The organism is Colwellia sp. (genome assembly GCF_013214175.1).
Classification (GTDB): domain Bacteria; phylum Pseudomonadota; class Gammaproteobacteria; order Enterobacterales; family Alteromonadaceae; genus Colwellia.
This window is the reverse complement of sequence record NZ_JABSPA010000005.1, coordinates 155,941-170,059: the sequence shown is the minus strand read 5'-3', so window position 1 is coordinate 170,059 and position 14,119 is coordinate 155,941. Positions and strand designations below refer to the sequence as shown.

Genomic DNA, 14,119 nt, shown 5'->3' with positions numbered 1-14,119 from the left:
ATTATTTATCGGCCATTAAAAATTGCCATTGTTCACTAAAGTCACTACTGGGTTTCTTACTATAACCTGAGCGAACAAATTGGCTCATTTTACCTTCAGCGAAAGCAACAAGTAAGCTAGCTAAAGCGGCTTCACTAATGGTAAATGTTTTGCCTTCACGTAGTTTACGTTCACGCAAAACTTGTTTAAATTGTGATTCTAATTTTTCAAAAAATTGATGAACTCTGCCACGTAAGCGTTCATTTTCACCCATTAAGGCGTCACCCGCTAAAATTCGACACATGCCAGGATTGCGTTCAGAAAAAACTAATAACACATGCAGGATATGATGGCATCTTACTAAGGCTTCTTTATGGTCCGCTAAAATTAAATTGATGCGAGAAAAGATAGACTCTTCAATAAAGTCAATTAAGCCTTCAAACATACGTGCTTTTGACGGGAAGTGACGGTATAAAGCGGCTTCTGAAAAACCCACTTCTGCAGCTAACTTTGCCGTAGTGATACGCTGTCCCGGACAATTTTCTAACATTAATGCTAAAGATTCTAATATTTGGTGTTTACGGTTTGGCTTTTGGTTTTTACTTTGTGTGGCGACCATAGTTAAACATTCTCTATTGTTATTGTGCTATCCGTTAAGCTTACAGAGCGAGTTAGCTCTTAAAGTTATTGAGTTTTATTGCTTAGTACTTTTCGCTAGATAATGTTGATTGATTAATGACACTAGCTGTTTGGCAATTACCTGTTTATTGGCCAAAGGAATTTCTATCTTATCAACAGAGCTAAAAAGGGTTAAGGCATTATCATCACTGTTAAAACCTTGCCCTGCTTTCGACACATCATTGGCAGCAATTAAGTCTAAATTCTTACGCATTAACTTACCACGGGCATAGTGCTCGAGGTTTTGTGTTTCAGCAGCAAAACCAACGATAAAAGGCTTATTGGCTAACTGTGCCACATCAGCAACAATATCGTGGTTTTTGACGAGAGAAAGTTGCATATGTTCATTGTCTTTCTTAATTTTTTCTTTGGCAATATCAGCAACTCGATAATCAGCAACGGCAGCACAAGCAACAAAAGTAGTCCCTTGTGGCGCGTAAGTTAGCGCTTGCTGATGCATTTCTTCGGCACTAGTGACTTGAATTAATTGACAGCCTATGGGAGCTGAGATATTTACCGGACCAGAAATCAAAGTCACTTTAGCGCCAGCACGTAATGCGGCATGAGCAATGGCATAGCCCATTTTTCCTGAACTATGGTTAGAAATATATCGCACAGGGTCTATCGCTTCACGTGTTGGCCCGGCAGTAATAACCCAGTGTTGATTTTGTAGGTATTTGTCGGCAAAAAAACCACTACTCAAGCTCACCAATTCATCAACCTCTAGCATTCGACCTAAGCCAACATCGCCACAAGCCTGTTCGCCCGCACCAGGACCCCAAATATGCAGGCCCCATTGCTTTAATGTACTGATATTTGCTTGAGTTGCTTTGGCATGCCACATTTGTTGATTCATAGCTGGGGCAATGGCAATTGGCGCACTGGTCGCTAAACATAAAGTGGATAATAAATCATTGGCCATGCCGGCAGTGATACGAGCAATAATATCAGCGGTGGCAGGAGCAATTACAATCAAATCAGCCCATTTAGCCAATTCAATATGACCCATGGCAAGTTCAGCCTGACTATCGAGTAAGCTATCTGAAACATGATTGCCCGAGACAACTTGCAGTGTTAACGGGGTAATAAAAGCCTTAGCGCCGTCGGTCATAACCACACGTACATCTGCGCCCTGATCTTTAAGTCGGCGTACCAATTCGGGGGTTTTGTAGGCGGCGATGCCACCAGTAATCCCCAGTAGTATTTTTTTGTCCTGAAGAATTTGCATAAGCTGCTAATCTTAAAGTAACCAATAATGCCGATAAGATAACATTTATTGGCATTATTTAGAAATAACTGTTGCTAAATAAAGACAGTAATCCATCGATTCAAAACACCAAAATGTAAAGCAAGGACGCACTTATGTTAAAAGGAACAGCGCTTAAAAAATTGCCGCTAAAGTCAAGTGTGTTAAAAGATTGGCCCGAATTAGAAAGGCCGCGAGAGAAGCTGGTTCATTTGGGCTCAGCAAGTTTAAGTGATGCGGAGTTGTTGGCGATATTTTTAAGAACCGGGGTCAAAGGCTGCCATGTGGTCGATCTTGCACGGCAGTTGCTGACGAGCTTTGGTAGTCTGGGTGCTATTTTTTCTGCTAGTCAGGAGGATTTTTGTTCAAGACACGGACTTGGTACGGCTAAGTATGTACAACTGCAAGCTTGTTTAGAAATGTCTAAACGTTATTTAGCCGAGAAAATGAAACAGAGCGACTGTGCCTTAACCTCTTCACAAGCAACTCGCAATTACTTAATAAGTGAATTACGTTTTGAAAGTCGTGAAATATTCGCGGTATTATTTTTAGATAATCAGCATCAAGTATTAACCTTTGAACGGCTATTCTTTGGCACACTGGATGCGGCCGCTGTTTACCCTAGAGTTATCGTCGAACAAGCATTAAAACATCATGCGGCTGCGGTAATTTTAACGCACAACCATCCTTCAGGTGTCGCCGAAGCAAGCCTTGCCGATAAACAAATAACCAATAAATTAATACAAGCGTTGCAGCTAATTGATGTGCGGGTATTGGACCATATCATTGTTGCGGGCAATCAATGTTATTCGTTTGCAGAACATGATGAAATTCCCTAATTAAAAGGGAGATATAGTGGATAATTTGCTAAAAACTTGAAAGGCAATTACTTTTAATTAGTGACTAGCTTAAACAATAAGAAAGAAGGATCATCCGATGACTGATAGTAATAGCGAGGAAATGGAACGACGTACATCGTTTCGTTTAGATATGGAAAAAGAGTTGGTGGATATCGTTTGGAACGATGAAAAAGGTCAAGAACATAATAAAAAAATTATTTGTTTAGACTTTGCCCGTGGTGGCTTGAAATTAGATTGTGATGAAAGCTTACCCGTTAATACCGCCGTAACCGTGGTATTTAAATCAGCAAATGCCCGTCACCAAAAGCTTTATGGCAAAGTGTTGCGCAGTATTAAACAAGAAAATGGCTGGTTTGAAATTGCTTTAGTCTTAGATAAAAATGCTTAGTAATTAAAGAGTAAGTTGGCTTGTTGAGGTAAAAGCAATATCGTGAAATTGAACTACAATTAGCACGGTAAGATGTTAATTATATTGTGGTAAAGGACGGTACTAAGCATGATGATATTAGTGGGTGGCGAAAAAGGAGGCAGTGGCAAAAGCTGCTTAGCGCAAAACTTAGCGGTATATTTCGCCGGAAATAAGAAAGCAATAGTGTTAATGGTTGATTGTGATCCGCAAAGAACAACTTCAGATTGGATACAAGCTAGAAATGGCGATCCGTCATTACCGGCAATTAATTGTATTCAACTGTATGGCAAAATTCGTAATGATTTACTGAGCTTAGTACAGCATTATGACTACGTTATCGTCGATTGTGGTGGCCAAGATAACCTTGCCTTGAGGGCGGCAATGTCTGTTGCAGATCACGTCATTATTCCTTTGAGGCCTAAAAGGCGAGATTTGAAAACAGTAGCTCATATGGAAGATATGCTCAGTACTTGTAAAATGGTAAATCCGAAAATGATAGCCTCATTTGTTATTACTCAGTGTCCATCATTACCAAACCAAGCGGGAAGAATACTTGAAGCAAAAGAAGTGTGTAGCTCATACGGCATTAATGTTTTAGATGCGGTAACCTATAATCGTAACGTTTATGATGATAGTGAAGAGCAGGGCTCTTCTGTTATTGAAATAGATCCCACAGGTAAAGCGGCCCTAGAGATGATGGCTATTGCCGAAGAGTTATTGGCAATGGAACCGGACAATTCACATGAGTTTAACTGATTTAAAGAAAAGCAAGGATGGCAAGGCGAAAAAGAAAAACTTCACCATCGATGAGTTTATCTCCGATGCTGAAGATTATGCAAAAGGCGCCCCTAAAATTGTTAGTGAATTGACTAACGAAGGCACTGCTCATAAGTTAAACCTTAAGCAAGCGTTTAGTGAAGCAAAGCGCTATGTTGAAATGACAGAAATGGAACATCGGCAGGCGCAAGAGGTTAAAGTTGGTGTTAGAAATAAGGCTGAAAAGCCATTTCGCCGGGCAACTTTTACTTTAAGTGAAGAGGCGATTGAGCAGCTTCATGATTTATCTGCAGGATCAGACTTAGCTAAATCTCATATTTTGCGTATTTTAATCGATGAATTGTGTAATAAAGAACAAAATGAGCAATTAAAGAAGTTATTGCAGTCAAGAATCGGTTAATTTCACATGTTTTAACTAAATTTTGTTGACTTTTCACCCTTGAAAGAGACACTATTTAGTCGAAAACTCACTGTTTAGCTGAGTTTTTTCTTTATATATCCTATTTAACTATATGAAACTTATTGAGAACTACTATTTTTTTAGTATTTTTCTATTAAAGCTAGTATTAGTTAATCAGTTTCTCTATAATATGCCACCTTTTTCAGGATCCCGAGACGACGGTCTTGGGGAAAATATAGCTCGAGCTGAAATTAATATTGGAGTACTCACATGTCTAAAGTTTGCCAAGTAACAGGCAAAGTGCCAATGGTTGGAAACAACCGTTCTCACGCAAGAAACGCGACTCGTCGTCGTTTTTTACCTAACCTTCAATCTCACCGTTTTTGGGTTGAGAGTGAAAATCGTTTCGTTAAATTACGTTTAACTCCGAAAGGAATGCGTATTATCGATAAAAAAGGTATTGATGTTGTTTTAGCAGACATCCGTGCCCGTGGCGAAAAAGTTTAATAACTTTATTATTCTAAGGAAAATACTATGCGCGATAAAATTCGTTTAGTTTCTAGTGCTGGTACTGGTCATTTTTATACTACTGATAAGAATAAAAAGACTATGCCTGAGAAAATGGAAATCAAAAAATTTGATCCAACCATTCGCAAGCACGTAATCTATAAAGAAGCTAAAATTAAGTAATTAATTTTGTTTCTACTAAAAGCCCGGTTTATACCGGGTTTTTTTATGTCTGGAATAAAGCATAAGCTGCATTTGTAAATGCATGTGGGCTGTTATGCGCGCTATTCTATAAAAAGTTCAGTATGATAATGGCATCGCTAACGTGGAATATTTGTATGAAACTATCTCGGACCGGGTGGAATAACGTCATTATATTTTCAGTAATGATAATAATTTTATTGATCAATGCTACTAATGACAAACTCTTCCCAAAGGAAGGAAAGGCAAATAATGCCGAGCAATTAATTCTCCCTCAACATAGTATTATTTTAACGCTAGCAATCGATTTTTCATTAAGCCAACAAGTGTTATTTGAACGTAGAGGCCGCAGTTGGCAGTTAACCGCTAAAGGTGTCTTGTTGGAAAAAACTGATCAACAGATTGAGCAGATGATGTTTGCTTGGCAAGAAAGTAGTGGCTTAGTACAGGCCGCTGAAATTATCATTGATAGTGAGCAAAGTATTACAGTGAAAATTGCTTTAGCGGGAGAATCGCAAGCACGAATTTTTATGTTATATCCACTTAATGACCAGTTATTAGTTTATCAGCAACAAGGCAATACCTGGTTAGCCTTGCCTCCAGCATTAGCTCAGCAGCTATTACCTATTATTTTGTAGTCATCTTTTTTAAGAGACAACAGTTTCCATTGCTTAAATAAGAATAAATTATGCCAGAATTACCCGAAGTTGAAGTATGCCGCTTAGGTATAAGCCCTCATATAATCGCTCAGCAGGTCATTAAGGTGACTATTCGTGATAGCCGCTTACGATGGCCTATCCCTGAAGAAGTACGCTCCGTAGTAGGCTTACCTGTACTTGCTGTGGATCGCCGCGCTAAATACCTTTTATTGCGCTTTAAAACCGGTACGTTATTACTGCATTTAGGTATGTCAGGCACGGTAAGAGTTATTGAGCATGATACGCCTGTAGCTAAACATGATCATTTTGATCTCGCTTTTCAACACGGCAAGGTATTGCGCCTTAATGATCCTCGACGCTTTGGTGCGGTTTTATGGCTAGCGAATGATGAAGATGAATTAGGCTTACTTAGTAAATTAGGACCAGAGCCCCTTAGTGATGACTTTTACCCAGGTTATTTGTTTAGCAAAGCTAAAAATAGAAAAGTACCTATCAAGACCTTTTTAATGAACAATCATATTGTCGTAGGGGTAGGTAATATTTATGCTAATGAAGCATTATTTCAAGCGGGGATTTTACCGACAACGAAAGCGGGTGATATTGATGAGGCAAGACTCAATAATTTAACCAATATTATTAAACAAGTACTGAGTGCTGCGATTGCCCAAGGGGGCACCACTCTTAAGGACTTTACCCAAGCAGATGGCCGCCCAGGTTATTTTGCTCAATCACTGATGGTATACGGTCGTGCAGGGCAAGCCTGTTTGACTTGCCAGACTAAGTTAGAGGAAATTAGACAGTCTAATCGTAGCTCTGTCTATTGCCCTATTTGCCAACAGGATTAGAGTCCCTAGCTTTGCTCTAATGCTTTTTTTACTACCGGATGGACAAACTGACTTACATCGCCATGGTGAAGGGCAACTTCTTTTACCAAGGTTGATGAAATAAATGAATTTTCTTCTGCCGGTGTCAGAAATACACTTTCAAGATCCGGGGATAAGCGACGATTCATATTTGCAAGCTGAAATTCGTATTCAAAGTCTGACACTGCGCGTAAACCACGAATAAGTACTTTGGCTTGGTGTTGCTTAGCAAAATCAACTAATAAGCCGCTAAAGCCAACGACAGTCACATTCTCTAAATGTTGAGTTACTTGCTCAATCATGGCAACACGCTGTGTTAAATCAAAGCGTGGTTGTTTACTGGGGCTTGAAGCAACACCAATAATGACTTCACTAAATAATTTACTAGCGCGAACAATTAAGTCGCTATGGCCATTGGTAACGGGATCAAAAGTACCTGGGTATATTGCTTTTATCGTCATTATCTACTGTTTTATTTAACGGTTGTTAAGGGGTATTGTAATGCTATACCCGTGACCATTCAAGATGCATGTTTCAGAGTGCTTGAGCAATTTTAATTAGAGGCGCTGTGATGAAATAATGGTTGTTCAGGAGAATATGCTCAGGATAATTGCTCCTGCATTATCCACATAAGGTACTTCCTGTACCGTCTGCATTCTCTAATAGGCTACATCCATGTAGCGCCCTTATAAATCACAGTAACGATGAAGTGATGTTGCTCAAACGCTTCTTCGATGGGTTAAAATGACTTTATACCGCGTTAAATAATCAAACCATAGAATGACTATGCTTAAATTATTCTCCTTGCCTAAAGCCATTTTAATTCCCACTGAAATCCAGCACTTTGATTTGTAACGGCTATAGAAGTGACTTAGTGCCAAGTTTTTATGTTTGCTAGTTTATCGCTAAGCCATGGATAACCAACTAAAATGAATAATTAATCATCAAGAAAAACAAAAAAGCTTAAAGTATTTACTCAAAACACTTTATATATACTGAATTTTGATAGTATTATTGTGCTAGTTTTAATCAAATCAATAAGAAGTAGTTGCATGAAAACCCGTGATAAAATAATCCAGGCCAGTATTGAATTATTTAATGAGCAAGGAGAGCGTAATGTCACCACTAATCATATCGCTGCTCACTTAGCCATTAGCCCTGGTAATCTGTATTATCATTTCCGTAATAAAGAAGACATTATTTTATCTATTTACGAAGAGTATGCACGTAGCTTGCTATTGGATACCTTGCCTAAGGTGTCTGCGGAAGTAAAGCCACTAGACTCACTTGTTGTGTATATGGATGCGGTTTTCCAAACGACAATGAAATTTCGTTTTTTTTATAGCAACCTACCTGTGTTACTGGATAAAAGTCCTAGCCTGCGAGAAAAATATGTTGAAGTGCAGCAGTCTATTTCAGAGCGTGTAAGTCAATTACTACTTTCATTAAGAGCTGCAGATATCATTGATTTTGGTGATGATGAATTGGCTGATATTGTCAGTATTTTACGTCTTATTAATACCTTTTGGGTAAGTTTTTATCAAACCCAAACCATAGTTAATGAAGTCAATGATTCGGTATTTTATCAAGGGGTGCTTAAAATATTAGTGATTTTACGTCCATATACTAAAGCACATGCCATGAGTGAACTTAATCAAGCGCGTGATGTATATCAGCAAAGGTACCAAGAAGCGGCAGAGACAGTTTAATATTAGTTAAGGGCTAAGCGGTCAATTCGAATTGAAAGTTATCCGGTTTTTCATAACCTTGGCTTACTGTAAAGTAAAAGCTTTCGATACGCTGAGCTCGCTGTTGTACCTCATTCGATTGTACACTATCAGTACTTTGATTAGAGGCTAGCTTTTGATTTGATGAGCTGGAGATAATAGCTTCTTGTGCGGATAATGTTTGCTTAATTAAGCTATCAAAATCAGTACTGTTATCACCTTGGTTATCATTACTACTCGGATTAGATTTAATATTAAGATTGCTACTAGCATTATTGGTTTGAGTCGCTGCATCACTGTTAATCGATAATATTTCTGATTGTGCTTCGAGAATTTTTTGCACTGCACTGGCGGCAACTCTGGTGTCTTGTGTTGACGGGTTTGCTGGCGCTAATGCCGCCGCATGCACCTTTTGCATCTTCATGATGGTTGCTTGTGGATCACCAGCGACACTGCTTAAGTCGACAGCAACCTCACCACCTACTGCATATTTTTTTCCATCAGGGCCCATTTTAAAAGTATAACTAGGAGAGCCTGTCGCGGAACCACCTATGGTCGCGTGAGCTAACTCATGCGCTTTTACTTCTTTATCTCTTTGTTGTAGCTGACTAATAATTTTTTCATCAGCAAGTGCTTGCTTGCTTGCTTCGTTATCCTTATCGTCTCCTGAAGTAGCAACTCCAGCGTCAGCATTTTGTTCTTCTTGCTTGTGTTCAGAATTATGTTGAGAGCTCTGCTCGCCTTGCTGTTGCTTGCCTTGCTCTTGCTCAGCAATAGAGCTAGCAGCATGCTCGGTTTGTTTTCTTAAGTTAGCAAAATCGACTTGTTCGTTTACTTGGGTAGGTGTTCTAGCGCGCTCTTTTTCTGAAGCGACACCTTTTTCAGCGGCAGCAGGGTTGGTGGCGGTAACTTGAGTGATAATTTGTCGTTGATGGTTATCTCGGCGCAAGCCTTCCGTAGGTGGGTTAACCACTGTTGCCAAGGATAAGTTTGCTGCATGCGGGGTGATATTCATAAATACAAATTATTTACCAATTAATAAAAAAGCTAACGGGTATATATTGTTAGGCGGTTACATCAAGTAGGGTGCCAAGTGCATCATCAGCACTTTTAATAACCTCTATGGACGCTTTGGCTTGAAATTCAGCCACTTTCAAATTAACAATCGCTCGGTTTAAATCTGGTATCTCTAAGTTACTATTTGGCTTAGTCACCTCAGTATTTACCTCGCCATTTTCGGCGGGATTCATTTGTTGTTCGGTGCTAAATGTTGTTGTGGCGACAATATCTGCAGCAGCTTGATCAGCCGTTGCTCTAGCATTTTGTAAGCCTTGTAACCCTGAATTAAATGCAGATGGTATTTCCATGGGTATTCCTCCACTGCTAATAGCTATATTGCTTAATTATTAATCTAAATGGCGAAAAAGTAAAGCTGAAATTTCATCTGGACAAGGCTTTATATCGCTATTTTTTCGGGGTAAGTTCGGTATTATTTTCGTTAAAATGTGAATTTAACCAAGTAATTAACACCTGATAAAAGTTATCAAGATGAGAAATAAATGGCGCATGGGAAGCGTGGTCAAATAAGTGCAAGTCACTCTGGGGAGCTAAACGATTAATTTTATCAATTACTGTTTTGGGTACCAAGCTATCGTTCTGTCCGTATAACCTTAAAAAAGGTTGTTGAATATTAGGTAACTTTTGGCGTAGATCACAGTGACTCAATAATGCCAGGGAGTCGGTTAATGTCTTTTGGCTAGGCAGGGCATGTGCCATCACTAACTTACTTATCAGCTTTAAATCTTGTCGAATAAGTGGGCTGCCCATGGCTTGAATTTTTAAGAAACCAGTTATCGTTTTCGCGGTATCTTGCGCTAATTGGCTATGAAAACTAGCAAGCACATTCTCCTTGATACCCGGCCAGTCATTTTTTTGTTGCTCGACAAAATACGGGCTGCTGGCAACCGTCACCAAAGCTAATACTTTTTCTGGGTATTTAAGAGACATCTCTGTTGCAATTAAGCCGCCCAATGACCAGCCAAGGTAGATAGCAGGTTGTTCAATAACCAGCTCTAGCTGATGGCAAATATTAGCTAAAGTATAGGGTTTTATATCAACAGCACTATTGATGCCAAAGCCCGGTAAATCCACCGTTATTAATTGGAAATTACTATTTTCACTTTCACTGAATAATTTTAATAGCGGCTGCCAAACACCAGAGTTCAAGCCCCAACCATGAATGAGCACAATAGGAATGGCATTTTTATTAAGACTGTTATTAGGAGGGAAGGTGGAAAATTTTAAGCTGTTTGCCATGCTTACTACTGCGTAATTAGGTATAAAGGTTTAGTTTATCTCATATCAGTTGATAGCAAAAGGAAAGCAAGGTGACATGGCAGCTAGACCTAAGCAAACTTAAAAGCTTTTATATTAAAACACTCAGGAATATTAGCTGTTGTGATCTGTGTGGTGCAAACGTTAGCGATAGCTACTTGCTTGGTTATTCGCTCCCGCAAGCCTTACTTTGCCAAGATTGTATCAACGATTTACCTTATTTTGATCAAACACTAGTTTCGGGTAATTTACTCAGTTGGCCGGCAATTCATCGTGCTTTACCAAAAATTCATTTTGAACAACTCTTTGCCTTATCACCCTATATCTACCCCTTCAATAAATGGCTGGCGCAAATGAAATATCTAGGTCGCTTTGAGCTAGCACATTTGTTTAGTGCTTTACTCTGTGCTCAGTGGCGATCAATGGCAAAGAATAACCCTATAGCTCCCGTTGATTTGGTGCTATCGGTGCCGTTACACGTTAAAAAATGGCAGCTGCGTGGTTATAACCAAGCACACCTTATCGCCAAGTGTTTTTCTAAGCAGCTAGCGCTGCCTTACGACTCAAAGTTAGTGGTGCGTATTACCAATAATACTAGCCAAATGGGAAAGACTGGTAATCAAAGGCGCAAGAATTTAGCTAATGCCTTTGAATTACAGCGAAACTTAGCGAGCGATATCAAGCATGTATTAATTATTGATGATGTGGTTACTACGGGTACCACAGTAAGTGAGATCAGTAAAATATTGAAACAAGCAGGGGTTGAAACCGTAACCTTAGTTACAGTTTGCTTAACCCTACCTAAAACTATTAGCTAGTTTTAAACCTTTAAATTATCTCTAATAAAGCACATTTTTATTCGGGTTAGTGTTTACTGATATGGCGTTGAAAAAGCTTTACTGAAAAATAAGCTGTTAGCGAGCAGTTTAGCAGTACCATGCCAATAACCTCTAAAGGCGAGCACCTCTGTGGTGGCAATGACCCTACCTTTACCGACGTTGTGAGCAACAATGGCGGCGTTATGTGCTAATCGATTAACTAAATTCTTGTCGGTATAACCACTTAGCAGTGGTGATGGGGTATAACGCGCTAAAGTTACAAACGGTTGTTGAGGCTGCTCCATAATTAAATTGCTATTACGAAATACTGGCAATAAACTTTGCTGATAACCATAAGCTAACGGATGACTTGTATCTAATTCTACTTGGAAGATAGCGCCGGCAATACGTTTTCGACTAGCTAGTTTTTCCTTATCTTGATAACTCAGGTTGTCATGATCAAATAACTGATTAATCTGTTTCTTGGTGAAGAATCTAGTACGTAATATTTCTTGTTTTGCTAACCATTGCGCCCCGCGTTTTTGGCCGATAATCACGCCACCTTGCTTGACCCATTGCTTTAATTGCTTCGCGGTATGCTCAGAGACATGCTGGTAATTACCATCAACAAGAATAATATGACTGTAAGTTGATAAATCAACGCGTCTTAGCTTGCTGTGATCAATAATTGATAACGGGATATTTAGTGTCTCATCAAGATAAAAGCGTACTTCGCCTGCTTCATACTGAGAAATACCACTACCACCCAACAACAGCGTCTTAGCCTTTTTTATTGGCTTTAATGAACTACTACCAATATCAACGCCTTTCATTGTTAAACCGGTAGTAATGCTGTCTAAGGGGATGCCTACATGATTACTGGCAGCAATTAATAGTCCTTGCCAATCTGCATTTTGTTGAATACCTGCTGGGATCACAATACTGCCGGCCTTAAAGTGTTTCTCTTTGCCATTGATTAAACTAGAAAAAGACTTAGTGGCTACTCTTGCTTTGATATTATTGGCGAGTAGGTTATTAAGTAATTTTGGCGCCAAAAAGTGGTGCCACTCGAAGATATAGCCATAAGCCGATTGGTTTTTGCTATTCTGTGTAAATGTAGCGGGTATTGACCAAGCTTGTTTGGCCAGTTTTAGTCCTCGTGTTCGGTTTACTTGAACCGCTTCAATGTTCATTGCCAAAGGCATAGTCCAGCCAGAAACATCGTAAAAGGTATTATCATTGAAATTGGTTTGTCGATTAAACAAAGCTTGAATCAGGCGGAATTGTGGTTGAGCAAGGGGTAAATAATAGCTGTTACTTTTTTGATATTCTTTATCTTTAAATTCAAAATCAGCAGTAAGCGGGTAAACCTTAATTTTATGCTGAGTCAGATTTGATAACAAAGCATTAAGGCGATAGTTATCTTTACTTTCATGTAATAAGTAACCGGAAAAGTCTTCTTTTTTGGCTAGTTTATTACTTTGCTGGTAGAAATCACTGCGATATCGTTTTAATTGCTGACGATTTTCCCAAGCACCATTAATGGTTGAAAGCGATGTGGTCACGTGGTTTTCAATACTAAACTCTAAGGTTAGTAAACCATTGATGCTTTCTTGCTGCATCCCCCTAGCACTGGCTTGTTCGAATAAAACGCCGATACTGCCATTAATATCTGGGTAGGTTGAGCCTTTGCCGTAGTAGAAATCATCAAAATTTTCTTCACTGTAATAAAGGCGCTGTTGCTTATCTAACGCTGCCGCATGAAAGGTGGCCAAGGTAGTGGTTAATTCGACATTTCTCTTTGGCGTTAGTGGATGAGTACGGCTTTGAATTCCCGGTTGAAAAAAGTAACTGCTGTTGTGGCCCATTTCGTGAAAATCACCAACAACATGCGGTTGATACTGATGGAAATACTTTAATCTGTGTTGACTCTCTTGTTGAGAAAGTAATAACCAATCGCGATTTAAATCAAACCAAAAGTGATTAGTTCGGCCGGTAATCCAGCCTTGGTGATGCTCCATATGATTAGCGTCACTATTGTCAGTTGAGTTGCGGTAAGTACTAACCCAATTAACAAATCTGTCCATGCCATCGGGGTTGATACTTGGCTCTAATACGATGACGGTATTGGCAAGTAACTCCGCCATTCTTTCATCGTCATTAGCCGCTAAATAATAAGCAACTATCATGGCAGCATTCGCACCACTTATTTCATCACCATGTACACTATAACCTAGCCAAATGACTAAGGGCACCTCATCGGATTTTTGCTTAGTAAGTTGCTGCTTATTCGGTGAAAATAAATCGCGTTCACTTAGTATATTGACTAAGTTAGCGAGATTTTCAGGACTAGAAATAGTCACCAGTAATTGCTCTCTTTGCTGAGCAGTTTTACCCATAGAGGTAATATTCACCCGTGCTGAGTTATTGGCTAGTGTATAGAAGTAGCTGCTCAGTTGGTCATGTCTGATATGGCGCTGACCAATTTCAAAGCCTAAAGTGCTGCTGGGTAAGGGGATTTCATTATTAAATTGGCTGCCTGCGGGCAAGTAGTCTTGTATTGGCTTGGCATCAAGCCAAATAGAGCAGAGTAAGGTGAATGAGATAATTAGAATTCGTATAAGTAACATCTAGGAGGCCCCTTTATTAGACTCGTCTAAA

17 protein-coding genes are annotated in these 14,119 nt (G+C 39.3%); 10 read left to right on the top strand and 7 right to left on the bottom strand.

Going from position 1 to position 14,119, the window contains the following annotated elements; translation table 11 throughout:
- Window position 1: 1 nt before the first annotated feature.
- Together slmA and coaBC are read right to left on the bottom strand one after the other, a co-directional pair.
- A complete protein-coding gene (gene slmA, locus HRT55_RS13640; RefSeq protein ID WP_291612902.1) occupies window positions 2-598 on the bottom strand; it encodes a nucleoid occlusion factor SlmA in 597 nt (198 codons plus the stop codon).
- Between the two features lie 75 nt (window positions 599-673).
- A complete protein-coding gene (coaBC, locus tag HRT55_RS13635) occupies window positions 674-1,885 on the bottom strand; it encodes a bifunctional phosphopantothenoylcysteine decarboxylase/phosphopantothenate--cysteine ligase CoaBC (RefSeq protein WP_291622100.1) in 1,212 nt (403 codons plus the stop codon).
- 134 nt (window positions 1,886-2,019) lie between these two features.
- Here coaBC and radC point away from each other — a divergent pair, with 134 nt between their 5' ends.
- From radC to mutM, 8 genes are all read left to right on the top strand, one after another.
- Window positions 2,020-2,742, top strand: a complete 723-nt coding sequence (gene radC, locus HRT55_RS13630) for a DNA repair protein RadC (RefSeq protein ID WP_291622098.1) — start codon at window positions 2,020-2,022, stop codon at window positions 2,740-2,742.
- Between the two features lie 97 nt (window positions 2,743-2,839).
- Window positions 2,840-3,151 carry a PilZ domain-containing protein gene (locus tag HRT55_RS13625; protein WP_291622096.1) on the top strand — a complete coding sequence of 104 codons (312 nt, stop codon included), beginning with the start codon at window positions 2,840-2,842 and terminating at the stop codon, window positions 3,149-3,151.
- Window positions 3,152-3,259: 108 nt separating this feature from the next.
- The gene (locus HRT55_RS13620) at window positions 3,260-3,928 is read left to right on the top strand and encodes an AAA family ATPase (protein WP_291612894.1); all 669 of its coding nucleotides are present in this window, start codon (window positions 3,260-3,262) and stop codon (window positions 3,926-3,928) included.
- Window positions 3,915-4,349, top strand: a complete 435-nt coding sequence (locus HRT55_RS13615) for a hypothetical protein (protein WP_291622094.1) — start codon at window positions 3,915-3,917, stop codon at window positions 4,347-4,349. The genes HRT55_RS13620 and HRT55_RS13615 overlap by 14 nt, the downstream gene beginning before the upstream one ends.
- Before the next feature lie 270 nt (window positions 4,350-4,619).
- On the top strand, window positions 4,620-4,856 hold the full coding sequence (rpmB, locus tag HRT55_RS13610; RefSeq protein ID WP_019029297.1) for a 50S ribosomal protein L28: 237 nt from the start codon (window positions 4,620-4,622) through the stop codon (window positions 4,854-4,856).
- 27 nt (window positions 4,857-4,883) lie between these two features.
- Window positions 4,884-5,039: a 50S ribosomal protein L33 gene (gene rpmG / locus HRT55_RS13605; protein WP_011041084.1), complete on the top strand. Its 156-nt coding sequence runs from the start codon at window positions 4,884-4,886 to the stop codon at window positions 5,037-5,039.
- A gap of 155 nt (window positions 5,040-5,194) precedes the next feature.
- Window positions 5,195-5,695, top strand: a complete 501-nt coding sequence (locus HRT55_RS13600; protein ID WP_291622092.1) for a hypothetical protein — start codon at window positions 5,195-5,197, stop codon at window positions 5,693-5,695.
- A gap of 50 nt (window positions 5,696-5,745) precedes the next feature.
- Window positions 5,746-6,561, top strand: coding sequence for a bifunctional DNA-formamidopyrimidine glycosylase/DNA-(apurinic or apyrimidinic site) lyase (gene mutM / locus HRT55_RS13595; protein WP_291622090.1), 816 nt, complete (start codon window positions 5,746-5,748; stop codon window positions 6,559-6,561).
- 5 nt (window positions 6,562-6,566) lie between these two features.
- Here the strand turns inward: mutM and coaD are convergent, their stop codons facing one another.
- Window positions 6,567-7,040 (bottom strand): pantetheine-phosphate adenylyltransferase, encoded by a 474-nt coding sequence (gene coaD / locus HRT55_RS13590; protein ID WP_291622088.1) that lies wholly within the window; start codon window positions 7,038-7,040, stop codon window positions 6,567-6,569.
- A gap of 591 nt (window positions 7,041-7,631) precedes the next feature.
- Here coaD and HRT55_RS13585 point away from each other — a divergent pair.
- Entirely contained in the window at window positions 7,632-8,288 is a 657-nt protein-coding gene (locus tag HRT55_RS13585; RefSeq protein WP_291622087.1) for a TetR/AcrR family transcriptional regulator, read from the top strand.
- A 13-nt stretch (window positions 8,289-8,301) separates the two neighbouring features.
- Here HRT55_RS13585 and HRT55_RS13580 read toward each other — a convergent pair whose 3' ends face one another.
- From HRT55_RS13580 to bioH, 3 genes are all read right to left on the bottom strand, one after another.
- Window positions 8,302-9,321, bottom strand: coding sequence for a putative metalloprotease CJM1_0395 family protein (locus HRT55_RS13580; protein WP_291622086.1), 1,020 nt, complete (start codon window positions 9,319-9,321; stop codon window positions 8,302-8,304).
- A gap of 49 nt (window positions 9,322-9,370) precedes the next feature.
- Window positions 9,371-9,673, bottom strand: a complete 303-nt coding sequence (locus HRT55_RS13575) for a hypothetical protein (RefSeq protein ID WP_291622085.1) — start codon at window positions 9,671-9,673, stop codon at window positions 9,371-9,373.
- 97 nt (window positions 9,674-9,770) lie between these two features.
- Window positions 9,771-10,622 (bottom strand): pimeloyl-ACP methyl ester esterase BioH, encoded by an 852-nt coding sequence (bioH, locus tag HRT55_RS13570; protein ID WP_291622084.1) that lies wholly within the window; start codon window positions 10,620-10,622, stop codon window positions 9,771-9,773.
- Window positions 10,623-10,693: 71 nt separating this feature from the next.
- On the opposite strand from bioH, the gene HRT55_RS13565 reads away from it, so the two are divergent.
- On the top strand, window positions 10,694-11,458 hold the full coding sequence (locus HRT55_RS13565) for a ComF family protein (RefSeq protein ID WP_291622083.1): 765 nt from the start codon (window positions 10,694-10,696) through the stop codon (window positions 11,456-11,458).
- A 53-nt stretch (window positions 11,459-11,511) separates the two neighbouring features.
- On the opposite strand, the gene HRT55_RS13560 is transcribed toward HRT55_RS13565, so the two are convergent.
- Complete coding sequence (locus HRT55_RS13560) at window positions 11,512-14,088, bottom strand: M14 family metallopeptidase (RefSeq protein WP_291622082.1); 2,577 nt, start codon at window positions 14,086-14,088, stop codon at window positions 11,512-11,514.
- Window positions 14,089-14,119: the final 31 nt, after the last annotated feature.

Bases quoted from the DNA above. Each gene is read 5' to 3' on its own strand.
- slmA (WP_291612902.1), bottom strand. From the start codon at position 598: ATGGTCGCCACACAAAGTAAAAACCAAAAGCCAAACCGTAAACACCAA.
- coaBC (WP_291622100.1), bottom strand. From the start codon at position 1,885: ATGCAAATTCTTCAGGACAAAAAAATACTACTGGGGATTACTGGTGGC.
- radC (WP_291622098.1), top strand. From the start codon at position 2,020: ATGTTAAAAGGAACAGCGCTTAAAAAATTGCCGCTAAAGTCAAGTGTG.
- HRT55_RS13625 (WP_291622096.1), top strand. From the start codon at position 2,840: ATGACTGATAGTAATAGCGAGGAAATGGAACGACGTACATCGTTTCGT.
- HRT55_RS13620 (WP_291612894.1), top strand. From the start codon at position 3,260: ATGATGATATTAGTGGGTGGCGAAAAAGGAGGCAGTGGCAAAAGCTGC.
- HRT55_RS13615 (WP_291622094.1), top strand. From the start codon at position 3,915: ATGAGTTTAACTGATTTAAAGAAAAGCAAGGATGGCAAGGCGAAAAAG.
- rpmB (WP_019029297.1), top strand. From the start codon at position 4,620: ATGTCTAAAGTTTGCCAAGTAACAGGCAAAGTGCCAATGGTTGGAAAC.
- rpmG (WP_011041084.1), top strand. From the start codon at position 4,884: ATGCGCGATAAAATTCGTTTAGTTTCTAGTGCTGGTACTGGTCATTTT.
- HRT55_RS13600 (WP_291622092.1), top strand. From the start codon at position 5,195: ATGAAACTATCTCGGACCGGGTGGAATAACGTCATTATATTTTCAGTA.
- mutM (WP_291622090.1), top strand. From the start codon at position 5,746: ATGCCAGAATTACCCGAAGTTGAAGTATGCCGCTTAGGTATAAGCCCT.
- coaD (WP_291622088.1), bottom strand. From the start codon at position 7,040: ATGACGATAAAAGCAATATACCCAGGTACTTTTGATCCCGTTACCAAT.
- HRT55_RS13585 (WP_291622087.1), top strand. From the start codon at position 7,632: ATGAAAACCCGTGATAAAATAATCCAGGCCAGTATTGAATTATTTAAT.
- HRT55_RS13580 (WP_291622086.1), bottom strand. From the start codon at position 9,321: ATGAATATCACCCCGCATGCAGCAAACTTATCCTTGGCAACAGTGGTT.
- HRT55_RS13575 (WP_291622085.1), bottom strand. From the start codon at position 9,673: ATGGAAATACCATCTGCATTTAATTCAGGGTTACAAGGCTTACAAAAT.
- bioH (WP_291622084.1), bottom strand. From the start codon at position 10,622: ATGGCAAACAGCTTAAAATTTTCCACCTTCCCTCCTAATAACAGTCTT.
- HRT55_RS13560 (WP_291622082.1), bottom strand. From the start codon at position 14,088: ATGTTACTTATACGAATTCTAATTATCTCATTCACCTTACTCTGCTCT.